Genomic DNA, 20,056 nt, shown 5'->3' on the forward strand with positions numbered 1-20,056 from the left:
GGTCACATTGTCCGGACATTGCGACGAACCCGCACGGTGGGAGCCGCCGCCGGACGTGTCCGTTCAGGGCCGCACGAGCAGCTGGAACTCGAAGGAGTACCGGGAGGGCCGGTAGGTGTGCGCACCGAACTCGACCGCGCGGCCCGTGTCGTCGAACGTGGTGCGCTCCATGGTGAGCAGCGGGGCGCCCGCGTCCTCGCCGAGCCGCTCCGCCTCACCGTCGGTGGCGGCGCGGGCTCCGATGGTCTGCCGGGCGCTGTGCAGGGTGATCCCGGCGGCGCGCATCAGCCGGTAGAGGCCGGTGGACTCCAGCTGCCCGGTGTCCAGGTCGAGCAGCCCCGGCGGCAGGAAGTTGCACATGTACGCCATCGGCTCGGCGTGCGTCAGGCGCAGCCGCTCCACGCGGTGCACGTCGCTCCCCTCGGCGACGCCGAGCGCGGCGGCGACCTCGGCGGTCGCGGGGACGACGGTGTTGACCAGGACCTTCGTGGCCGGACGCTGCCCTGCCGCCTCCAGGTCGTCGAAGAGGCTGCTGAGTTCCAGTGGACGCCTGACCTTGCTGTGGACGACCTGGGTGCCGACTCCCCGGCGGCGCACGAGCAGGCCCTTGTCGACGAGCGACTGGATGGCCTGGCGGACGGTGGGCCGGGACAGGCCGAGCCGCGCGGCCAGCTCGATCTCGTTGCCCAGCAGACTGCCGGGGGTCAGCGCGCCGTGCTCGATCGACGCCTCCAGCTGCTGCGACAGCTGGAAGTACAGCGGCACGGGGCTGCTGCGATCCACGCTGAGGTCCAGCGACACGGTGGGGTCCACTTCTGGTTTCGGCACGCGCCGAGCGTAGCTCCGTGCGCAGGTGACGGGAAGTTGTGCGGTTCGGTTGTCCTGACATACGGATTGACAGGGTGCGGGCTGTGCGCCCACTTTGATTCCATGCGCATCGGGGTCATCGGTACGGGCCGCATCGGCACCGTTCACGCCAACACGCTCAGCCGCCATCGGGACGTCGGATCCCTGATCCTCACGGACGCCGACCTCCCTCGGGCCCAGGATCTGGCCCACCGGCTGGGCGAGACGGCGGCGCCGGGGGTGGACGAGATCTTCCAGTGGGGCGTGGACGCGGTGGTGATCACCACGGCGACGCCGGCCCACGCCGAACTGATCGGCCGGGCGGCCCGCTCGGGGCTGCCGGTGTTCTGCGAGAAGCCCATCGCGATCGACCTGCCCGGCACGTCGCAGGCGATCGCCGAGGTGGAGGCGGCCGGGACGGTTCTCCAGATGGGCTTCCAGCGCCGCTTCGACACCGGTTACCAGGGGGCCAGGGAGGCGGTGCGGTCCGGGCGGCTCGGGCGGCTGCACACCGTCCGGGCGGTGACCAGCGACCAGGCCCCGCCGCCGGCCGGGTACCTGCCGCAGTCCGGCGGGCTCTACCGGGACACGCTGATCCACGACTTCGACGTGCTGCGCTGGGTCACCGGGCGGGAGGTCGTCGACGTGTACGCCGCCGGGTCGGACGCCGGTCCGCCGATGTTCCGCGCGGCGGACGACGTGGACACCGGCGCGGCGCTGCTCACCCTGGACGACGGGACGCTGGCCACGGTGACGGCGACGCGGCTGAACGGGGCCGGGTACGACGTGCGCATGGAGCTGGCCGGGGAGCTGGACCAGATCGTCGTGGGCCTGGACGACCGTACGCCGATCGCGTCCACCGAGCCGACCGGGCCGCCGGCCGCCGACAAGCCCTGGACCGGCTTCGTGGAGCGTTTCGGACCCGCCTACGAGGCCGAGCTGAACACGTTCGTGCAGGTCGTGCGCGGCGAGCGGGCGAACCCCTGCGACGGGCGCGAGGCGCTGCAGGCCCTGCGGATCGCGGAGGCCTGCGACGTCTCCCGCCGCGAGCGCCGTCCCGTACGGCTGGCGGAGATCCCCGGGGTGCCTCAGTAGTCGCGCCACTCGTCCAGAACGTATTCGAGCACCGCGGGATCCATCAGGGTGCTCGGCCGTACGTCGGTGCGGCGGCGGTCGACGGGGAACACGGTGGCCGCCTTCAGCACCGCCTCGTCCAGGTAGCGCAGCTTCGGCGTGTCCGGGGCGAGCCGCAGCGGCGGGGCCTCGGTACCGGGGGCGGCGAGGACGAAGCCCCAGTTGCCGAAGCTCGGCACGTCGATCTGGAACTCCGTCGTCGCGTACCCGGCGGTCTCGATGGTCTTGGCGATCGACCAGTAGGTCTTGGGGGCGAAGAAGGGTGATCCGCTCTGCACCATGACCTGGCCGTGCGGCGCCAGCGCCCGGCGGAGCAGATCGTAGAACTCCACCGAGTACAGCTTGGCCAGCGACGCCGAGTCCGGGTCCGGGAAGTCGATGATCACGGCGTCGTACCGCTGCCGTGCCTCGCGCAGCCAGGTGAAGGCGTCGGCGTTGACGACCTCGGCCCGCGGATCGTCCAGCGAACCGTGGTTGAGCTTCCGCAGCGGCTCGAAGGTGCGCGCCAACCGGGTCATCGCCGGGTCGAGTTCCACCAGGGTGACGTGCCGGACGTCCTTGTGGCGCAGCACCTCGCGCAGCGCGAGCCCGTCCCCGCCGCCGAGGATCAGCACGTCGGAGCGGCGGCCGGACAGCGCGGGATGGACCAGTGACTCGTGGTAGCGGTACTCGTCGACGGAGCTGAACTGGAGGTCGCCGTTGAGGAAGAGCCGTACGTCGGGCTTCCCGGTGAAGGCGGTGGAGCGGGTGACCACGATGTCCTGGTACTGCGTGGTCTCGGAGTGGATGATCGGGTCCGCGTACATGTGCTGCCGCGCGGTCACCTCCAGGTCGTCCGCCAGCACATACGTCGTGCCGAGCGCGGCGAGCACCACGGTGACGCCGGCCAGCAGCCCGGCCTTGGCCCGCCGGCCGGTCCGGCGGCGGAAGATGAACACCACGACGATGACCCCGGCGACCGCGTTGACCACGCCGACCACCAGGGCGCCCTTCAACTGGCCGAAGGTCGGCAGCAGGAACAGCGGGAAGCACAGGCCGCCCACGAGGGCGCCGATGTAGTCGACGGCGAACATGTCGGCGACGGCACTGCTCGCCTCCTGCTTGCGGATGCGCTGGAGCAGCGTCATCAGCAACGGGATCTCGGCGCCGATGAGCAGGCCCACCACCAGGGACACGACGATCATCGCGGGCATGTAGAGCTGGAGCCAGGCGAAGGCCGCGTACAGCATCAGGACGGACAGGCCGCCGACCAGCGCGAGCACGCCTTCCACCACCGCGAAGGCGACGACGGGACGGCGGCGCAGCGGTTTGGCGGCCAGCGAGCCCACACCCATCGCGAAGACCATCACGGAGATGACCACGGAGGTCTGGAGCACCGAGTTGCCGATGAGGTAACTGCCCAGCGCGGTCAGGGCCAGTTCGTAGACGAGGCCGCAGGCCGCGCAGAGGAAGACGGCGAGCAGCAGCAGGAACCGCGCCCCCCGGGTGTGGCGGTCGGCCGGGGGGCGCGGGGGTGTCACGGTGGAGCGGTCGTCCAGGGTGGAGCTCATGGGGGTGGTCCTCGTGGTGGTCCTAGGAGAGGGCCGCGCCGACCATGGCGGCGGTGCCCAGGTACATGCCGGCCTGGACCCAGGCGGCGGGGTGCGCGCGGTGGTCGTCGCCGTCGTCGAGGGCCACCGCGCCCATCTGCCCCGGCGTCAACACGCCGATGACGATGCCGACCAGCGTCATCACCAGCACCCCGGCCAGACCGTAGAGGAGCGTGCTGAACAGGCCGTGTCCCAGGCCTTCTTCGGACTCGCTGGCCCGGATGGCCGACATGATGACCAGCCCGACCGCGACGGACTGGCTGCCGAGGAGCACGGCGGCGCCGCGGTTGCGGTCCCGCCACACCACGTGGAAGAGCTTGCCGGGTGTGACGAGGTCGAGGGCGACGAAGCCGACGGCCATCACGGCGAGGCCCACGACCCCGTAGAGCAGGGTCTGCCCGGCCGACTCGAAGATCTCGGTCACTGCGTTGCCTTTCTGGAGGGCGTCTGTGGCGTCTGGGGAAGGCGTCGTCGGGGGCGGGGGGCGCCGGGCGTCACTTGCCCGAGCCGGGGCCGCCGCCGCGGAAGCTGCTCGGGTTGGGCCAGTAGGTGAGGTGCTGGTGATGCCGGCGGTAGCCGTTGCGGTAGTCCTCGATCTCGATCGTGCTGCCGCTCCGATAGGGCGAGACGGTCACCATGTCGTCGCCGTAGCGCAGGAACTCCTTGCCGCCGCCGGACGCCCGGTCCAGGGCGTCGCGGTGACCGTCGATCGCGTCGGCGACCTTGGCCGGGGAGCTGTTCCTGTCGACCCACCCGCTCCCGCCGGTGGTGTACGTCTTGCCGATCCAGCCGCGTGGGACGCCGTCCTCCCCGTCGCTGGAACAGGCGGAGAGCAGGGCCGTGACCAGCACGGCCGCCACCGCCCCGCGCACGAGTCGGGTGCTGTTCATCGAGCCTCCAGCCGGCTGTGCGTCGATACGATGTGCCCGTCCTGCGGGTAGCTGTGCCAGGTGCGCCAGGCCAGTCCCGCGCCGGACCGTTCGTCGCCCGCCTCGACCACGACCGCCGTCACCGCTTCCGGAGACCCGGGGAAGACCCCGCACAGGCTGTGTTCCGCCTCGTCCGCGCGGCCCAGGGCGTCCGCGACCCGGGCGCTGAACTCCTCGGGACCGAGGCGTTCCGTGGCGGCGCTGAAGCGGTACGTCCACCCCGCCAGTTGCCGGGTGTGCGTCGTCGGCAGTCCCCTGACCGCCTCCGGCAGGCACGCCACGGTCTCCCGTACCGGTCCTGCGAAGACCTGGTGGGAGGCGCCGAGCAGCCTCAGTCGTACCGCGAGGCCGCCCACGAACACCTCACGCTCGGCGAGCGCGGGCCGTTCGGTCAGGTCCAGGGAGAAGCAGAGCTGATCCGCGGCCGTGTCCAGGTAAGGGGCTTGCAGCGATACGGCGTGCATGCGACTGCGGCCCCCCGGTCCGATAGTGCTACGAGCGGCGCCGAGTATGGCACATGCGTCGGACGTGGCCGAAAGCGGCCCCTGGGCGGTCGCCTTGCCGGTGGGCATCGGCCAACAGCCCACCGCCCAGGTCCGGGAGGAAGCTCCCTAGACGTCCCGGTACTCGTCCAGGAGCCCCGCGTCGTAGGTCAGCAGGGCGATCTGGACCCGGTTGTCGAGGTCGAGCCTGGCCAGGATGCGGGAGACGTGGGCCTTGACCGTGGCGACGCTCATGTAGAGGTGGGCCGCGATGTCGGCGTTGGCCATGCCGCGGCCGACGGCCACGGCGACCTCGCGTTCGCGGTCGTTGAGGGCGTCCAGGCGGGCACGCGCGCGTGCGTGCCGTGCGTGCCGGGTGTCGGGGGCGGTTCCGGCCGCCTGCTCCATCAGCCGCCTGATGACGGCGGGCGACAGGACCGGGTCGCCGGCCGCGACCCTGCGCACGGCGTCGAGGATCTGTGCGGGCGGGGTGTCCTTGAGGACGAATCCGGCGGCTCCGGCGCGCAGGGCCCGCAGCACCTGTTCGTCCGCGTGGAAGGTGGTGAGCACGACGACCTGGGGCGCGTCCGGGCGAGTGCGCAGCCGCTCGGTCGCCGTGAGGCCGTCCACGACCGGCATCCGGATGTCCATGAGGACGACGTCCGGGCGGGTGCGGTCGACGAGGGCCGCCACCTCGTCCCCGTCGGCGGCCTCGCCGACGATCTCGACGTCGTCGGCACCGCCGAGCATGAGGGACAGTCCCGCCCGCACGAGCGGGTCGTCGTCGACGAGGAGCAGTCTGATGGCAGTCATGGCCCTACGTAATCACGGTCGCCCGGGCCGACTTCACCTCCGTGACGCTCTTCGCGGCCCCGGGCCCCGGGCGGCGCCTCACTCCCACGGCAGCCTCGTCCTCACCTCGAAGCCGCCCGCGGGCGTGGGCCCGTGCTCCAGGGTGCCGCCCGCGAGCGTGGCCCGCTCGGTCAGCCCGATCAGGCCCTGTCCGGAGCCGGGCACGTGGGGCACCTCGCCGCGGGGCGGGGCGTTGCGCACCGACAGGACGAGACCGTCGCCCGGCGCCCCGGAGACCGACACGGTGACCTCGGTGCCGGGGGCGTGCTTGCGCGCGTTGGTCAGCGCCTCCTGGGCGATGCGGTAGGCGGTGCGGCCGACGGACGCGGGGACGGTGCCGGGGTCGGGGACGCCGTCCGTGAGGGTGACCTTCATGCCGGCCGCGCGGGACTCGGCGACCAGCGCGTCGAGCGCCGCGAGCGTCGGCTGCGGGCGGCCCGCGTCGTCCGCCTCCGCCGCCCGCAGGACGCCGATGATCTCCCGCAGGTCCTGGAGGGCCTCGTGTGCGCTCTCCCGGATGACGCCCGCCGCCCGCGCGATCTCCTCCCGGGGCGCGTCGGGCCGGAACTCCAGGGCGCCCGCGTGCACGCTGAGCAGGGTCAGCCGGTGGGCGAGGACGTCGTGCATCTCGCGGGCGATCGCCTCCCGGGCCAGCCGCTGCGCCTGCTCGCCCCGCAACCGCGCCTCGGCTTCGGCGTGCCGGGCGCGGTCGCGCAGGCTGAGCAGGAGCAGGCGCTTGGAGCGGACCAGCAGGCCCCAGCCGACGACGGCGACGGTGAGCAGGGTGCCGATGACCACCGACGCCAGGAAGGGCAGGTCGGGTTCCGGTCGCATCCAGTAGTACAGGGGCTGCACCAGGAGGCCGGCGGCTCCCACCCAGGCCACGTAACGCAACGGCCGGTGCACGGCGAGCGTGAAGAGGGCGGCGAGGGCGGCGCCGCCCGCGGTGGCCGAGACGAGGGAGGCGGGCACCATCGCCACCGCGAGCCCGAACGGCCAGCGCCGCCGGAGCCACACGGCGGCACAGGCCAGGGCCCCGACCACCTGGTCCACGGCCTCCATCACCGGCGGGAGGTTCGCCTCCTGGTCCAGGGAGTCGACGGCCAGCAGACCGATGGCGACCGCGAGCAGGAAGCAGGTGAAGTCGACGATCCAGTCGCGCGCGGTGCGCCTCGGCCGTCCGCCGGGGCGCGGGGGCTGCGGGTACAGGTCCTCGACCAGAGCCGCCGGCAGCACCCAGCGCCGCTTCGCGAAGGCCGGGGGCGGCGCGGCCCGCTCGTCACTGTTCACGGTCGGCAAATCTACGCAGTCGCGGCGGCCGGGGCCGCCGGTCGGGAGGCGCCGTCGACCAAAGACGCGCGTTCCTCGACTTTCGGCGTGCCGCCGCGCGCCCGGCGACACCTTCCGTCGGGCAGGGCTCGCCCCGCGACCGATGTGCGTGGGGGGACCGCGGGGCGAGAGTCGGGATCGTGAAGCGACTGCTGGAGTTCCTCGGTTTCCTCGCCGTGTTGCAGGGCCTGACGGGTCTGGTGCACGAGTTCGCCGGCTGGAAGGTGGGCCTGGTGCGGCGGATCGCCTTCCTCGACGGCTACGGGGTCTGCGCGAGCCTGACCCTGCTCGTTCTCGGCGGAGCGCTGTTCGCCGCCGCCGAGAGCCGCAGGTCCGCGTGAGGGGGTCTCAGCAGCCGTGGTCGACGAGGTCGAACGACGCGTAGTGGTCGGCCGTGTAGTAGTCCTCCTGGGTCTGCTCACCGGTCACGATCCGGCGGGCGCCGCGCGTGTCGGAGCCCGGGGTGATCACCGTGTACTCGTGGTAGTACCCGGAGGACCGGCTGGGCAGGACGCCCTCCCGGTTCTGGAAGACGGTCCCGTCCTGGTCGTAGGGGTAGGGGCCGCCCTGCTCTATCAGGTCGAGCGTGTCGTGGGCCTGGGACGGCAGGTCGCTGTAGCAGATGTCGCCGACCGCGGCGGGCGCGGCGCCGGCCGGGGTCGCGGAGACGGTGCCGCCCAGGAGGAGGGCGGACAGGACTGCGGCTGAGGCGCCCAGCCGGGCGGCGCGTGGGGGGAATCGCATGACCCATGATGACGCGCGTAGACGCTGGCATGTCAATGTCAAGTTCGTGGAGTTTCCCGGGACGTCGTATGTGTATCCCGCGTGGACACACCGGCGCCGGGCAGGGGTGTCCGGCGCTCAGGTCGACGTCCGTTCGCCGCCAGCACGGACACCGCGGCCCGGGTGGGATGGACCCATGGACACGAACACGCACACCACCCCACTCGCCCCCGCCACCACTCCCCTGACCGGCCGCACCGCCCTGGTGACCGGCGGCAGCCGGGGCATCGGCGCGGCGACCGCCCTGCGGCTGGCCCGGGAGGGCGCGGACGTGGCGCTCACCTACGTGAACGGCAAGGACGCGGCCGACGGTGTCGTACGGGAGATCGAGACGCTGGGGCGCCGGGCGGTGGCCCTGCGGGCCGACTCCGCCGACGCGGACGAGGCGGCGGGGGCGGTCGAGCGGGCCGCTCAGGCGCTCGGCGGCCGGCTCGACGTGCTGGTCAACAACGCCGGGATCGGTCTGCTCGGCCCGTTGGAGAGCCTGTCCGTCGCCGACGTCGACCGGCTGCTGGCCGTGAACGTCCGCGGCGTCTTCCTCGCCTCCCAGGCGGCCGCCGCCCGCATGACCGAGGGCGGGCGGATCATCACCGTCGGCACCTGCATGACCCAGCGCGTGCCCGGACCCGGCGGGACGCTGTACGCGACGAGCAAGTCGGCGCTGATCGGGCTGACCAAGGCCCTGGCGAGGGAGCTGGGCCCGCGCGGGATCACGGCGAACATCGTGCACCCGGGACCGGTCGACACCGACATGAACCCGGCGGACGGACCCTACGCGGACGGGCAGGCGGCCATGACGGCGCTGGGCCGCTTCGGCACGGCGGCCGAGGTGGCGGCCACCGTGGCGTACCTGGCGACCGCCTCGTACGTCACCGGCGCGGAGTACGCGGTGGACGGCGGCCACGCCGCGTGACCGCCCCGGGCATGCGCGCGGGGCGCACCGGTGCTGTCCTGCCGGTGCGCCCCGCGGGTCTGTGACGGGCGCGGGTCAGCCGCCCAGTTCCTGGCGACGGGCGGCGAGGCGGGCCGCGCCGTCCTCCGTCAGGGTGCCGAACAGACGCAGGCGGGAGATGCCGCCGTCCGGGAAGATGTCGACGCGCGCGTGGGTGCCGACGGCCGTCTCCGGCAGGACGAAGCGGTGGTTGGTGTCGGGCTGCATCCGGGTGCGCGGGAGCACCTCGCGCCACTCACCGTCCTCGCCGTCCTTCACGGAGACCGAGGCCCAGCCGGCGCTGTTGCCCTTGAGGTACGCCGTGTCGATCTCGACCGCGCGGATCTGGGAGCGGTCCACCAGGCGGTACTGGATCCAGTCGTTGCCCCGGTCGCGGCGACGGCGGGTCTCCCAGCCGTCGTCCATCTTGCGGGAGCGGCCCGGCTGGATGGTGTTGGTGGCCGGCGAGTAGAAGAGGTTGGAGGCGTCCTCGACCTGGCCGCCGTTCTCCAGGGCGACCACGTCGAAGGTGCCGAGGGCGGTGAGCCAGGCGGGGTCGGGGACGACCTCGCCGTACACCCGCAGGCGGGCGATGCCGCCGTCGGGGTGCTGCTTGAGGCGCAGGTGGGTGAAGCGCTGCTCGGCCGAGACGGCGAAGCCGTTGGCCGCGTGGCCGCCGACCGCGGTGCGCGGGACGAGGGTCGTCCACTTCACGTCGTCCGCGAGCAGTTCCTCGGGGGACGGGGAGCCCGCGACCGAGGTGCCCTCCACGGACACGGCCTGCGGGTAGTTGCCGCGGAAGTGGGCGGTGTCGACGACGATGCCGCGGATCACGCCGGGGGCACCGAGGCGGATCAGCGCCCAGTCGTGGTCCTCCTCGGTGGGCCAGGGGTGCTCGGCCGAGGCGCCGCGGCGCCGCCGGGTCTCCCAGCCGTCCATGACCTTGCCCTTGTGCCCGAAGTGCTCGGGGTCGAACTCGGCGGGCTCGGGCACCAGCAGGTTCTCGCGCTGGGCGAAGAACTCGTCGTTGGCGGCGACGACACCCGCACCGAGCTGCCGGTCGGCAAGGTTGGCGTACTGGGTGAAGGGGAGGTCGGCGGTGCGGTAGTCCGCGTACGGGTCGCCGCCCCCGTAGGGGTTCGCGTCGCCGGTGAAGCTGGCCAACGAGGTGTTCTGCTGGGCCGTCACGGTGATCAGGTGTTCCTTTCGGGGCTGTTCGGGGAGGGACTGGTTCAGGGGGCCGAGCCGTCAGGCCCGGTCGAGGAGCTGTCCCTTCGGGTCGGTGAACGCGCCGTCCGCCACGATGCGCGTGCCGCGCAGCCAGGTGGACTTCACGACGCCGTACAGGGTCTTGCCCGCGTACGCGGTGACGCGGTTGCGGTGCTGGAGGGCGGCCGGGTCGACGGTGAAGGTCTCGTCGGGGGCGAGGACGGCGAAGTCCGCGTCGTGGCCCGCCGCGATGGCGCCCTTGCGGGAGTCGAGCCCCACCAGGCCGGCCGTGCGCGCCGACATCCAGCGCACGATGTCCTCCAGGCCGTAGCCGCGCTCGCGGGCCGAGGTCCACATGGCCGGCAGGCTGAGTTGGAGGCCGGCGATGCCGCCCCAGGCGGTGGCGAAGTCGTCGGTCTTGAGGTCGGCGGTGGAGGGCGAGTGGTCGGTGACGACGCAGTCGATCGTGCCGTCCGCCAGCGCCTGCCAGAGCAGGTCCTGGTTGGCGGCCTCGCGGATCGGCGGGCAGCACTTGAACTCGCTGGCCCCGTCCGGCACCTCTTCGGCGGTGAGCGTGAGGTAGTGCGGGCAGGTCTCGACCGTCACCTGTACGCCGTCGGCGCGGGCCTCGGCGATCAGCGGCAGGGCGTCGCTGGAGGACAGGTGGAGCACGTGCACGCGCGCGTTGAACCGCTTGGCCTGCGCCAGGAGGGTCGCGATGGCGGTGTCCTCGGCGTCGCGCGGGCGGCTGGCGAGGAAGTGGGTGTACTTGGGGCCGCCCTGCTGCGGGGCCGCGGCCAGGTGGTGCGGGTCCTCGGCGTGCACGATCAGCAGGCCGTCGAAGGCGGCGATCTCGGCCAGCGACCGGGCGAGCTGCTCCTGGTCGAGGTGCGGGAACTCGTCCACGCCCGACGGCGACAGGAAGGCCTTGAAGCCGAAGACCCCGGCCTCGTGCAGGGGGCGCAGGTCCTTGACGTTGTCGGGCAGGGCGCCGCCCCAGAAGCCGACGTCGATGTGCGCCTTGTCCGCGGCGACCTCGCGCTTGGTGCGCAGGTTGTCGACCGTGGTGGTCGGCGGGATGGAGTTGAGCGGCATGTCGACGAGGGTGGTGATGCCGCCGGCCGCCGCGGCGCGGGTGGCGGTCCAGAAGCCCTCCCACTCGGTGCGCCCGGGGTCGTTCACGTGTACGTGGGTGTCGACGAGGCCGGGCAGGACGACGTGGTCGCCGACGTCCTCGAGCCGGGCGCCCGCCGGGACGGGGGCGTCGTACGGCAGCACGGCCGTGATCTTCTCCCCGGTGACCGCGATCGACGCGGCGCGCGTCCCCTCGGGAGTGATGACGCGCGTCGAGCGCAGCACCAGTTCAGCTTCGGACACCCGGATCCCCTTCTCTACCTGTGCGTGTCTGCCTCTGCCCGTCGAATTTCAACGTTCTGTTGAAGGAGTCTTCACTCCCGCTCCGAGGCCGTCAAGAGGCACCCTTTGTGATGGCATGCCCAATGACACCGCTCTGGACGTTTCCACAAAGCGGAATTAGAATTCCAGCAAGCAGAACGTAGCTACGTACAAGCCGGTAGTCAACCGGCCGCCGGGTACGCTTCTTTCCTCCCGCCAGCCCCGAAAGGAACGTGCCGTGCCGACGTCCAGCGCCAGCACCACCGACTCCGCCAGGTCCGCCACCGGTGGCGTCCAGTCCCTGGAGCGCGCCTTCGACCTGCTCGAACGGATGGCGGACGCGGGGGGCGAGGTCGGCCTGAGCGAGCTCTCGGCGAGCAGCGGGCTGCCGCTGCCGACCATCCACCGCCTGATGCGCACCCTCGTGGCCTGCGGATACGTACGCCAGCAGCCCAACCGCCGGTACGCGCTCGGCCCCCGTCTGATCCGCCTCGGCGAGTCCGCGGGGCGCCTGCTCGGCACCTGGGCGCGCCCGCACCTGGCCCGCCTGGTCGAGGAGACCGGCGAGACGGCGAACATGGCGCTGCTCGACGGCGACGAGATCGTGTACGTCGCCCAGGTGCCGTCGAAGCACTCGATGCGCATGTTCACCGAGGTCGGCCGGCGTGTGCTGCCGCACTCCACGGGTGTCGGCAAGGCGCTGCTCGCGGACTTCCCGGCGGACGAGGTGCGGGCCCTGCTGGGCCGCACCGGCATGCCGGCCGCGACCGACAAGACGATCACCACCCCGGACGGCTTCATCGCGGCGCTGGAGGACGTGCGGCGCCAGGGTTACGCGATCGACGACAACGAGCAGGAGATCGGCGTCCGGTGCCTGGCCGTCTCCGTGCCGGACTCCCCCACCGCCGCGGCCATCTCGATCTCCGGCCCCGCGGGCCGGGTCACCGAGGCCGCGACCGACCGGATCGTGCCCCTGCTGCAGCAGGTGGCGGCGGAGCTGTCCGAGGCCCTGCTGACCTCGAACGGCGCGAACGGCACTCCGGCCGCCTGAGGCCCGCCCGCCGCACCGGCGCCGGCCCGCGAGCCCCGTGGCGCTCCGTCACGGGGTTCGGTTCAAGGAACTCAGCGGCGCGGCGGGTCCCCGAACAGTTCCACCGCGTGACGGACCTCCGTCAGCCCCGGGGCGAGTGCGCTGACGGAGCCGATCGCCCCGGCTATCAGCAACAGAGAGCGGCGCAGCCGAGGCGCCTCCGGGACGCCGTGACCCGCCATGGCGGCGAGGTCGGCCAGTTCGTCCTCCGCGATCCCCCGGTCCGGGAAGTCCGCGGGCAGCGCGGCCAGGCGGCGGCGCAACCGGGACACCGCCGCGCGCAGCGCCACCACCCTCACGTCCTCGTCGCCGACGGTCACGTGCCTCTGCCCCAAGCTCCGCAACGCAGCCCTCCCCCTCGCACCCCGATGTGCGCGGGCCAGTAAACGCCACCCCGCGCCGGCCGCGCCACCACGCGGACCGAAATTCAGCCTCCGAAAACCCGGCGCACGCCGGGGCGTTTGGCGTGCCGTCAGGTATGCAGGACGCATGACCGACAACGAGACCCGGCCGGAAGACCAGGTGGGCGGCCCGGTGGCGGGACTGCTGCTGGCGGCCGGGGGCGGCCGGCGGCTCGGCGGCCGCCCCAAGGCGCTGCTCGAACACCGTGGACACCTGCTCGTCGAACACGCGGTCGGCGTGTTGCGCGCGGCCGGGTGCGTCCGCGTCCACGTCGTGCTGGGGGCCCGCGCCAAAGACGTACGCGCGCGGGCGGCCCTCGACGGCTGCGTGCTGGTGGACAACCCCGACTGGGAGGAGGGCATGGGTTCGTCCCTGCGGGCGGGTCTCGGCTCGCTGGCCGGGACCGGGGCGCGGGCGGCGCTCGTCTCCCTGGTCGACCAGCCCGGCATCGGCGCTGAGGCGATGACCCGGGTGCGTGCCGGATACCGGGACGAGACCTCACTGGTCTCGGCGGCCTACGCGGGCAGGCGCGGGCATCCCGTTCTGCTCGGCGCCGCGCACTGGGCGGGGATCGCGGCGACCGCCACCGGCGACCGGGGTGCCCGTGCGTATCTCGGGGAACACGAGGCGCAGATCGCCCTCGTCGAGTGCGGGGACGTGGCACGGCCGTACGACATCGACACCGAGGCGGACCTGGTCCACCTTGAGTGAGGGGGATGGCACCGAGCGCCACCTTTCCTCGACTCGGAGAATCTCGACATCAACAAACCATTGAAGTTCCACGATGAGGAAACTACTATCCACTGACCAGAAGCACTCCGCTGCACGGCGAGTGCGTAATGCCCCATACGCACCCTCTGGCACCCGGTGCCACCGCTGAAGGAAGTGACAGCTCATGTCCGCACCAGCGCCGTCCACGCTGGCCATCGTCGACGCCGAGCCCCTGCCCCGGCAGGAGGAGGTCCTCACCGATGCGGCGCTCGCCTTCGTGGCCGAGCTGCACCGGCGGTTCACGCCCCGGCGTGACGAGCTCCTCGCCCGCCGTGCCGAGCGCCGCGCCGAGATCGCCCGCACCTCCACGCTCGACTTCCTCCCGGAGACCGCCGCGATCCGCGCGGACGACTCCTGGAAGGTGGCCCCCGCTCCGGCCGCGCTGAACGACCGCCGCGTCGAGATCACCGGCCCCACCGACCGCAAGATGACCATCAACGCCCTCAACTCGGGCGCCAGGGTCTGGCTCGCGGACTTCGAGGACGCCTCCGCGCCGACCTGGGAGAACGTGGTCCTCGGTCAGCTGAACCTGACCTCGGCCTACACCCGCACCATCGACTTCACCGACGAGCGCACCGGCAAGTCCTACGCCCTGCGTCCGGACGCCGAGCTGGCGACGGTCGTCATGCGCCCGCGCGGCTGGCACCTCGACGAGCGCCACCTCCAGGTCGACGGCCGCCCGGTCCCCGGCGCCCTGGTCGACTTCGGCCTGTACTTCTTCCACAACGCCCAGCGCCTCATCGACCTGGGCAAGGGCCCGTACTTCTACCTCCCGAAGACGGAGTCCCACCTGGAGGCCCGCCTCTGGAACGAGGTGTTCGTCTTCGCGCAGGACTACGTCGGCATCCCGCAGGGCACGGTCCGCGCCACCGTCCTGATCGAGACGATCACGGCCGCGTACGAGATGGAGGAGATCCTCTACGAACTGCGCGACCACGCCGCCGGGCTGAACGCGGGTCGCTGGGACTACCTGTTCTCCATCGTCAAGAACTTCCGTGACGGCGGTGCCAAGTTCGTCCTGCCGGACCGCAACGCCGTGACGATGACCGCCCCGTTCATGCGGGCGTACACCGAACTCCTCGTCCGCACCTGCCACAAGCGGGGCGCGCACGCGATCGGCGGCATGGCGGCCTTCATCCCCTCGCGCCGGGACGCCGAGGTCAACAAGGTCGCCTTCGAGAAGGTCCGCGCCGACAAGGACCGCGAGGCCGGTGACGGCTTCGACGGCTCCTGGGTCGCCCACCCGGACCTGGTGCCGATCGCCATGGAGTCCTTCGACAAGGTGCTCGGCGACAAGCCGAACCAGAAGGACCGCCTGCGCGAGGACGTCGACGTCAAGGCCGCCGACCTGATCGCGATCGACTCCCTGGACGCGAAGCCCACGTACGCGGGTCTGGTCAACGCCGTGCAGGTCGGCATCCGCTACATCGAGGCGTGGCTGCGCGGCCTCGGCGCGGTCGCCATCTTCAACCTGATGGAGGACGCGGCCACCGCCGAGATCTCCCGCTCGCAGATCTGGCAGTGGATCAACGCGGAGGTCGTCCTCGACAACGGCGAGCAGGTCACCGCGGAGCTGGCCCGCAAGGTCGCCGCCGAGGAACTGGCCAACATCCGCGCCGAGATCGGCGACGAGGCCTTCGCGGCCGGCAACTGGCAGCAGGCGCACGACCTGCTGCTCACGGTGTCGCTCGACCAGGACTACGCCGACTTCCTGACGCTGCCGGCGTACGAGCAGCTGAAGGGCTGACGCCGCCCCGCGTTCGACGACCGCGTCCCCGGTGCCGCAGCACGGCACCGGGGGCGCGATCGTGTGCCGGGCCGGGCGGGTCAACCCAGGTGCACGGACCAGTCCTGCTCGGCGGGCGGCTTGCCGTGCAGGTCGGGGACCCGCTTCAGCCAGTCCGGCCGGCCCCGCTGCGTGCGCGCCGCGCGGGCCGCGTTCTCGGCGGCGAGTTCCTCGCGGCTCGGGAAGCCGGTGGGCAGCCACTGCCGTGAGGCCCGTACGCGCGCGTGCAGGTAGGCCACGTAGGCGGCGCGCACCTTCTCCGGCGTGTCGAGGTCGCCCTCGCAGGTCAGCCAGGGCTCCGGCACCCGGCCCACCACCTCGCGCAGCAGTTCCTCCGTCACCTTGGGCGCCAGCTCGGCGTCGGCGGCCGGGAGGTCGGGCGCGTAGTGGCCGAGGGCGTGGTGCCGGAAGTCGTACGCCTTCTCGGGCGGGGAGGCGCCCCAGCGGTGGTGGAAGACGAGGGCCGCGCCGTGGTCGATCAGCCACAGGCGCGGGGGCACGGTGCCGAGGGTGGGCCAGACCATGAGGTTGGAGCTGTGCACCGTCCGGTCGACGTTGACGGTGAGGGCGTCCAGCCAGACGACCCTCCCCGCCTCCCGCGCGTCCACCGGGAACACCTCGGCCAGCTCGGGCGTGAAGTCGGCGCCGCCCGACAGGTAGTCCATGCCCAGGTTGAGCCCCGCGCTGGCGTGCAGCAGGTCCCGCACCTCCTGGTGCGGTTCGTCCTCGGCGATCGCCGGGTCGAAGTGCGCGAGCACCAGCTCCGGCACCCGCAGTCCCAGCTCCCGCGCCAGCTCCCCCACGATCACCTCGGCGACCAGCGCCTTGCGGCCCTGCGCGGAGCCGGTGAACTTCAGGACGTAGGTGCCGAGGTCGTCGGCCTCGACGACGGCGGGCACGGAGCCACCGGAACGCAGGGGCTCGACGTAGCGGGTGACGGTGACTTCGGTGAGCATGGGACGAGCATATGGAGGCGCGCCCGTCCGACGCGTGCGGCGCCGTCCGTCACCCGAGGTCCAGCTCCGCGCGGACCGTCTTGCCGACGGGTACGCGGTCCAGCACGCCCCACCGGTCCGCCAGCGCGTCCACGAGCAGCAGCCCGCGCCCGTGCTCGCCTTCCGGCGCCGCCGTGATCTCCGGGCGGCGCTCTCCCCGGCTGTCCGACACGTCGATCCGCAGCGTGTAGGCGTCGAGCCGCAGCAGCACCTCGATGTCCCGGCCCGGCACCCGCCCGTGCGTCACGGCGTTCGCCGCCAGCTCCGCGACGAGCAGTGCGGCCGTGTCGGAGAGCGCCGAACCGTACGGGACGCCCCAGGTGTCGAGCCGGTGCAGGGCGAGATGCCGGGCCAGTCGCGCGCCGCGCGGGGTGGAGCTGAACCGCTGCACGAACACACGCGCGGTGACCGGAGGGCGGGGTGTGGGGGCTGGTCTCATGCCGCCCATCCCACCTGCGGCGACGGTCCGCCACCAGGTCGGTCACCGGTACGCAGGGTCAGCGTACGGGTACGGAGTGTGGACGGTAGGGGTAACCATCCGTGACCATGGGCCCGTTGGCCGGGTTGGTCCAGTGGATGTACGTGGCGGGAGGTGTCCTGGATGTCGGACGGTACGGGTGGCGCGGGCGGCGCGGAAGCGCTCTGCGGGGGCGGTGAACCGGAGCGGTCGGACAGTCTCAGGACCTTCGGTGAGGTCGTCAAGGCGTTCCGCAAACGGGCGGGCCTGACCCAGGAGGAGTTCGCCCCGCAGGTGCGGTACTCGGTGCCGACGGTGGCCTCGATCGAGCAGGGGCGGCGCTTCCCGCCGCTGGACTTCGTGGAGCGCGCGGAGGAAGTCCTCGACGCGTTCGGCGCGTTGCGGGGGGCGGCACGGCACCTGTCGCGGCAACCGGGGCTGGCGAGCTGGTTCCGGCAGTGGGCGCGGTTCGAGGCGGAGGCGGTGAGTCTGTACACCTATGAATGCCGCCTGGTTCCCGGGCTGTTGCAGACCGAGGCGTACGCGCGCACGCTGTTCACGAACCAGTTGCCGCCACTGGGTGACGACCAGATCGAGGCACAGTGGATCGCACGGTCGGAGCGGCAGCGGCTGCTGAGGGAGCGGCCGAACACGGCGTTCAGCTTCATTCTGGAGGAGCATCTGTTTCTGCGCCGCACGGGCGGAGCAGAGGTCACGCGGGAGTTGCTCGATCACGTCCTAAGGCTGGCGGAGTTGCGGAACGTGGAGGTCCAGGTGATGCCGCTGCGGAACGCCCATGCGGGGATGGCCGGCCCAATGCAACTGCTTGAGACACCCGAAGCACGCTGGTTCGCCTACAACGAGGGTCAACGGGGAGGCATGTTCGTCTCCGAGCGGAAAGAGGTCAGCGTCCTCCAAATGAGGTATGCCAGGATGCGGTCACAGGCTCTCTCCCTCGATGACTCCCTGGGCCTGTTGCAGCGGATGCGAGGAACCTCATGAACACGATGGAACTGGCCTGGTTCAAAAGCTCGTACAGCAGCAGCGGCGACGGCGACTGCGTCGAGGTGGCCCTGTCCTGGCACAAGTCCAGCTACAGCAGCGGCGGCGACGGCGACTGCGTCGAGGTGGCGTCCTGCCCCGAGACCGTGCACGTCCGCGACTCGAAGGTGCGGCAGGGAGACCAGCTCGCCGTCTCCCCGGCGGCCTGGATCCGCTTCCTTCACACGTGCGTCCATGAAATGGCTGCGCCTTCACGGACGTTGACCACGTCATGACTCAAGGACCAGCGCCTCGCCCCCTGACCGACGAAGCCCTCTCCGCCCTGCTCGGCAAGCAGCAGTTCGGCACGCTCGCCACCGTCAAGCGCAGTGGCCACCCGCATCTGACCACCATGCTGTACAGCTGGGACCCCGAAGCCCGCACGGTGCGGTTCTCGACGACGGCCGACCGGGTCAAGGTCGCGCATCTACGGCGCAACCCGCGTGCGGCGCTGCATGTGCAGGGTGGCGACGTGTGGTCGTTCGCCGTCGCCGAAGGCGAGGCCGAGGTGTCCGGGAGTACGACCGTTCCGGGCGACGCCGTCGGGCGGGAACTGCTCGCGATGGTCCCACAGGGCGCGAGACCGGAGGACGAGGATGCGTTCCTGGCGCAACTGGTCGCCGAGCGCCGGGTGGTCATTCGACTGAAGGTGGAGCGCCTGTACGGCACGGCGCTCGACATCGCCGGCTGAGCAGAGCGCGGGGCTGCCGACGCCTCCGCATGCCCGAACGCCCCGCCCTGCGCCGATCCTCAGGGGCGGGGCGTCGCCGTCGGTCCGATCAGTGGTCCGCCGCGCTGCCCCGGACGACGCAGGACCGGCTGTTCTCCCAGCCCCATCCGTCACCGTCCGGGTCGGACGCACCGCCGTTCACGCAGTACGGGTACCCGTTGGGCGCGGTACCGCCCGAACTGCCGCCGCCACCGCCGTACACGGTCGCCCTCCTGGACGTCGCGGCGATGCCGTTGCTGCCGTAGAAGATGCGGTTGCCCCAGCTCGTCAGCGAGTTGGCGTTGAAGCCGTTGACCATGTCGAGGTACTCGACCCCGCCGCCGTTGCCGCTCCAGGACCAGCCGAGGTAGCCGACGCCGAGGGACTGGGCCGTCGCCATGATGGCGTCCTCGTCGGGGTTGCCGTCGCTGTGCTGGTTCCCGAACTCTCCGACGACGATGGGCAGTCCCTTGCCGACGAAGGCGTTGAGGTAGTCCCGCACCTCGGCGGCGGTGTCGTAGACCCCGTACATGTGGATGGAGAAGACGGTGTTGCGGTCGGGGTCGGAGGCGAAGACCGAGGCCGCGTCGGAGCGCATCGTGCCGGACCAGTCCTGGCCCCAGTTGGGCGCGTCGACCATCAGGGCGTGGTGGAGTCCGGCGCCGCGGAGCTTGCCGATGGCCGCCTTGGTCGCGGCGGTCCACGCGGTGTAGTTCGTGTTCCCGAAGGGCTCGTTGCCGATGTTGACGACGACGTAGTCCTCCTGGCCCTGCAGCGCGCTCTTCACACTGATCCAGTAGTCGGCCGCCTGGTCCAGGCTGGTGGCGGCGCCGTCCTCGCCGTAGCCGGTGGTGTCGTGCACCTCGAGGACGCAGATGACCTTGTTGGCCTTGCACTGGCCGATGAGCGTGGAGACCTGCGAGGCGCTCGTCCTCGTCCAGCGACCGCCGCTGCCGAGCACGACGCGGACGGTGTTGGCGCCCTTGGCCGCGATGTCCGCGATGGCGCGGGTACGGTCCGGGTACCAGGCGTAGGCGTGGTTGACGCCGCGCATGACGAACGCGTTGCCGTTGCCCTCGACCACGCGCCCGTTGCCGACGTGGATACCGCCGGCCGCGGCCTCCGCCCTTCCCGCGGAGGGACCGGCGAGGGCGAACAGCAGACCCAGGACGGCGGCGAACGCCACCCCCGCGGTCGTGATCAGCGTGCTTCTTGGCTTACGCATGGGTCTCCTTCGAAGGCGAGCATGAACCTGACAACGTTGTCCCGTGTTCACGGGATCGACATTTACCGGTTAACCGATAGGGACCGTAGGGACACCCGCCC

At 71.9% G+C, this 20,056-nt stretch carries 23 protein-coding genes; 9 read left to right on the forward strand and 14 right to left on the reverse strand.

The window, feature by feature from the left end:
* Positions 1-63 precede the first annotated feature (63 nt).
* Complete coding sequence (locus tag EV562_RS08760; protein ID WP_133886528.1) at positions 64-801, reverse strand: myo-inositol degradation transcriptional regulator; 738 nt, start codon at positions 799-801, stop codon at positions 64-66.
* 129 nt (positions 802-930) lie between these two features.
* Between EV562_RS08760 and EV562_RS08765 the strand changes: the two genes are divergently transcribed.
* The gene (locus EV562_RS08765) at positions 931-1,941 is read left to right on the forward strand and encodes a Gfo/Idh/MocA family oxidoreductase (RefSeq protein ID WP_133886139.1); all 1,011 of its coding nucleotides are present in this window, start codon (positions 931-933) and stop codon (positions 1,939-1,941) included.
* Here EV562_RS08765 and EV562_RS08770 read toward each other — a convergent pair.
* The 6 genes from EV562_RS08770 to EV562_RS08795 all read right to left on the reverse strand — a co-directional run bounded on the left by EV562_RS08770 (position 1,935) and on the right by EV562_RS08795 (position 7,122).
* The gene (locus tag EV562_RS08770; protein WP_133886140.1) at positions 1,935-3,530 is read right to left on the reverse strand and encodes a polyamine aminopropyltransferase; all 1,596 of its coding nucleotides are present in this window, start codon (positions 3,528-3,530) and stop codon (positions 1,935-1,937) included. The two genes, EV562_RS08765 and EV562_RS08770, sit on opposite strands and share 7 nt — an antisense overlap.
* Before the next feature lie 22 nt (positions 3,531-3,552).
* Positions 3,553-3,993 carry a DUF350 domain-containing protein gene (locus EV562_RS08775; RefSeq protein ID WP_133886141.1) on the reverse strand — a complete coding sequence of 147 codons (441 nt, stop codon included), beginning with the start codon at positions 3,991-3,993 and terminating at the stop codon, positions 3,553-3,555.
* Positions 3,994-4,063: 70 nt separating this feature from the next.
* A complete protein-coding gene (locus EV562_RS08780; protein ID WP_133886142.1) occupies positions 4,064-4,459 on the reverse strand; it encodes a DUF4247 domain-containing protein in 396 nt (131 codons plus the stop codon).
* A complete protein-coding gene (locus EV562_RS08785; protein ID WP_133886143.1) occupies positions 4,456-4,962 on the reverse strand; it encodes a DUF2617 family protein in 507 nt (168 codons plus the stop codon). The genes EV562_RS08780 and EV562_RS08785 overlap by 4 nt, the downstream gene beginning before the upstream one ends.
* Before the next feature lie 147 nt (positions 4,963-5,109).
* Complete coding sequence (locus EV562_RS08790; protein WP_133886144.1) at positions 5,110-5,793, reverse strand: response regulator transcription factor; 684 nt, start codon at positions 5,791-5,793, stop codon at positions 5,110-5,112.
* Positions 5,794-5,871: 78 nt separating this feature from the next.
* Positions 5,872-7,122, reverse strand: coding sequence for a histidine kinase (locus tag EV562_RS08795; RefSeq protein ID WP_133886145.1), 1,251 nt, complete (start codon positions 7,120-7,122; stop codon positions 5,872-5,874).
* A gap of 179 nt (positions 7,123-7,301) precedes the next feature.
* Between EV562_RS08795 and EV562_RS08800 the strand changes: the two genes are divergently transcribed.
* Positions 7,302-7,502 (forward strand): hypothetical protein, encoded by a 201-nt coding sequence (locus EV562_RS08800; RefSeq protein ID WP_133886146.1) that lies wholly within the window; start codon positions 7,302-7,304, stop codon positions 7,500-7,502.
* Between the two features lie 7 nt (positions 7,503-7,509).
* Here the strand turns inward: EV562_RS08800 and EV562_RS08805 are convergent, their stop codons facing one another.
* Complete coding sequence (locus EV562_RS08805; protein ID WP_133886147.1) at positions 7,510-7,905, reverse strand: ribonuclease; 396 nt, start codon at positions 7,903-7,905, stop codon at positions 7,510-7,512.
* A gap of 175 nt (positions 7,906-8,080) precedes the next feature.
* Between EV562_RS08805 and EV562_RS08810 the strand changes: the two genes are divergently transcribed.
* A complete protein-coding gene (locus EV562_RS08810; protein WP_133886148.1) occupies positions 8,081-8,857 on the forward strand; it encodes an SDR family oxidoreductase in 777 nt (258 codons plus the stop codon).
* 75 nt (positions 8,858-8,932) lie between these two features.
* Here EV562_RS08810 and alc read toward each other — a convergent pair whose 3' ends face one another.
* Together alc and allB are read right to left on the reverse strand one after the other, a co-directional pair.
* A complete protein-coding gene (gene alc / locus EV562_RS08815; protein ID WP_133886149.1) occupies positions 8,933-10,063 on the reverse strand; it encodes an allantoicase in 1,131 nt (376 codons plus the stop codon).
* Between the two features lie 60 nt (positions 10,064-10,123).
* Positions 10,124-11,461, reverse strand: coding sequence for an allantoinase AllB (gene allB, locus EV562_RS08820; RefSeq protein WP_133886150.1), 1,338 nt, complete (start codon positions 11,459-11,461; stop codon positions 10,124-10,126).
* Between the two features lie 256 nt (positions 11,462-11,717).
* On the opposite strand from allB, the gene allR reads away from it, so the two are divergent.
* Positions 11,718-12,530: an allantoin degradation transcriptional regulator AllR gene (allR, locus tag EV562_RS08825; protein WP_133886151.1), complete on the forward strand. Its 813-nt coding sequence runs from the start codon at positions 11,718-11,720 to the stop codon at positions 12,528-12,530.
* 71 nt (positions 12,531-12,601) lie between these two features.
* Here allR and EV562_RS08830 read toward each other — a convergent pair whose 3' ends face one another.
* Positions 12,602-12,913, reverse strand: a complete 312-nt coding sequence (locus EV562_RS08830; RefSeq protein ID WP_243860007.1) for a DUF5955 family protein — start codon at positions 12,911-12,913, stop codon at positions 12,602-12,604.
* A gap of 145 nt (positions 12,914-13,058) precedes the next feature.
* Here EV562_RS08830 and EV562_RS08835 point away from each other — a divergent pair, with 145 nt between their 5' ends.
* Together EV562_RS08835 and aceB are read left to right on the forward strand one after the other, a co-directional pair.
* Positions 13,059-13,682 (forward strand): nucleotidyltransferase family protein, encoded by a 624-nt coding sequence (locus EV562_RS08835; RefSeq protein ID WP_133886152.1) that lies wholly within the window; start codon positions 13,059-13,061, stop codon positions 13,680-13,682.
* Between the two features lie 184 nt (positions 13,683-13,866).
* Entirely contained in the window at positions 13,867-15,489 is a 1,623-nt protein-coding gene (aceB, locus tag EV562_RS08840) for a malate synthase A (protein ID WP_133886153.1), read from the forward strand.
* A gap of 80 nt (positions 15,490-15,569) precedes the next feature.
* Here the strand turns inward: aceB and EV562_RS08845 are convergent, their stop codons facing one another.
* Both EV562_RS08845 and EV562_RS08850 read right to left on the reverse strand, forming a co-directional pair.
* The gene (locus EV562_RS08845) at positions 15,570-16,484 is read right to left on the reverse strand and encodes a HipA family kinase (protein WP_133886154.1); all 915 of its coding nucleotides are present in this window, start codon (positions 16,482-16,484) and stop codon (positions 15,570-15,572) included.
* A gap of 49 nt (positions 16,485-16,533) precedes the next feature.
* Complete coding sequence (locus EV562_RS08850; RefSeq protein WP_133886155.1) at positions 16,534-16,962, reverse strand: ATP-binding protein; 429 nt, start codon at positions 16,960-16,962, stop codon at positions 16,534-16,536.
* 162 nt (positions 16,963-17,124) lie between these two features.
* On the opposite strand from EV562_RS08850, the gene EV562_RS08855 reads away from it, so the two are divergent.
* From EV562_RS08855 to EV562_RS08865, 3 genes are read left to right on the forward strand one after another with little or no spacing between them, the layout of a single operon-like run.
* Entirely contained in the window at positions 17,125-17,982 is an 858-nt protein-coding gene (locus tag EV562_RS08855) for a helix-turn-helix transcriptional regulator (RefSeq protein WP_133886156.1), read from the forward strand.
* A complete protein-coding gene (locus EV562_RS08860) occupies positions 17,979-18,257 on the forward strand; it encodes a DUF397 domain-containing protein (protein WP_133886157.1) in 279 nt (92 codons plus the stop codon). Before EV562_RS08855 ends, EV562_RS08860 begins: the two co-directional genes overlap by 4 nt.
* Positions 18,254-18,712 (forward strand): PPOX class F420-dependent oxidoreductase, encoded by a 459-nt coding sequence (locus tag EV562_RS08865; RefSeq protein WP_133886158.1) that lies wholly within the window; start codon positions 18,254-18,256, stop codon positions 18,710-18,712. Before EV562_RS08860 ends, EV562_RS08865 begins: the two co-directional genes overlap by 4 nt.
* Positions 18,713-18,800: 88 nt before the next feature.
* Here EV562_RS08865 and EV562_RS08870 read toward each other — a convergent pair whose 3' ends face one another.
* Entirely contained in the window at positions 18,801-19,955 is a 1,155-nt protein-coding gene (locus EV562_RS08870; protein ID WP_133886159.1) for a cellulase family glycosylhydrolase, read from the reverse strand.
* Positions 19,956-20,056: the final 101 nt, after the last annotated feature.

Source organism: Streptomyces sp. BK208, from assembly GCF_004364245.1.
Classification (GTDB): Bacteria; Actinomycetota; Actinomycetes; order Streptomycetales; family Streptomycetaceae; genus Streptomyces.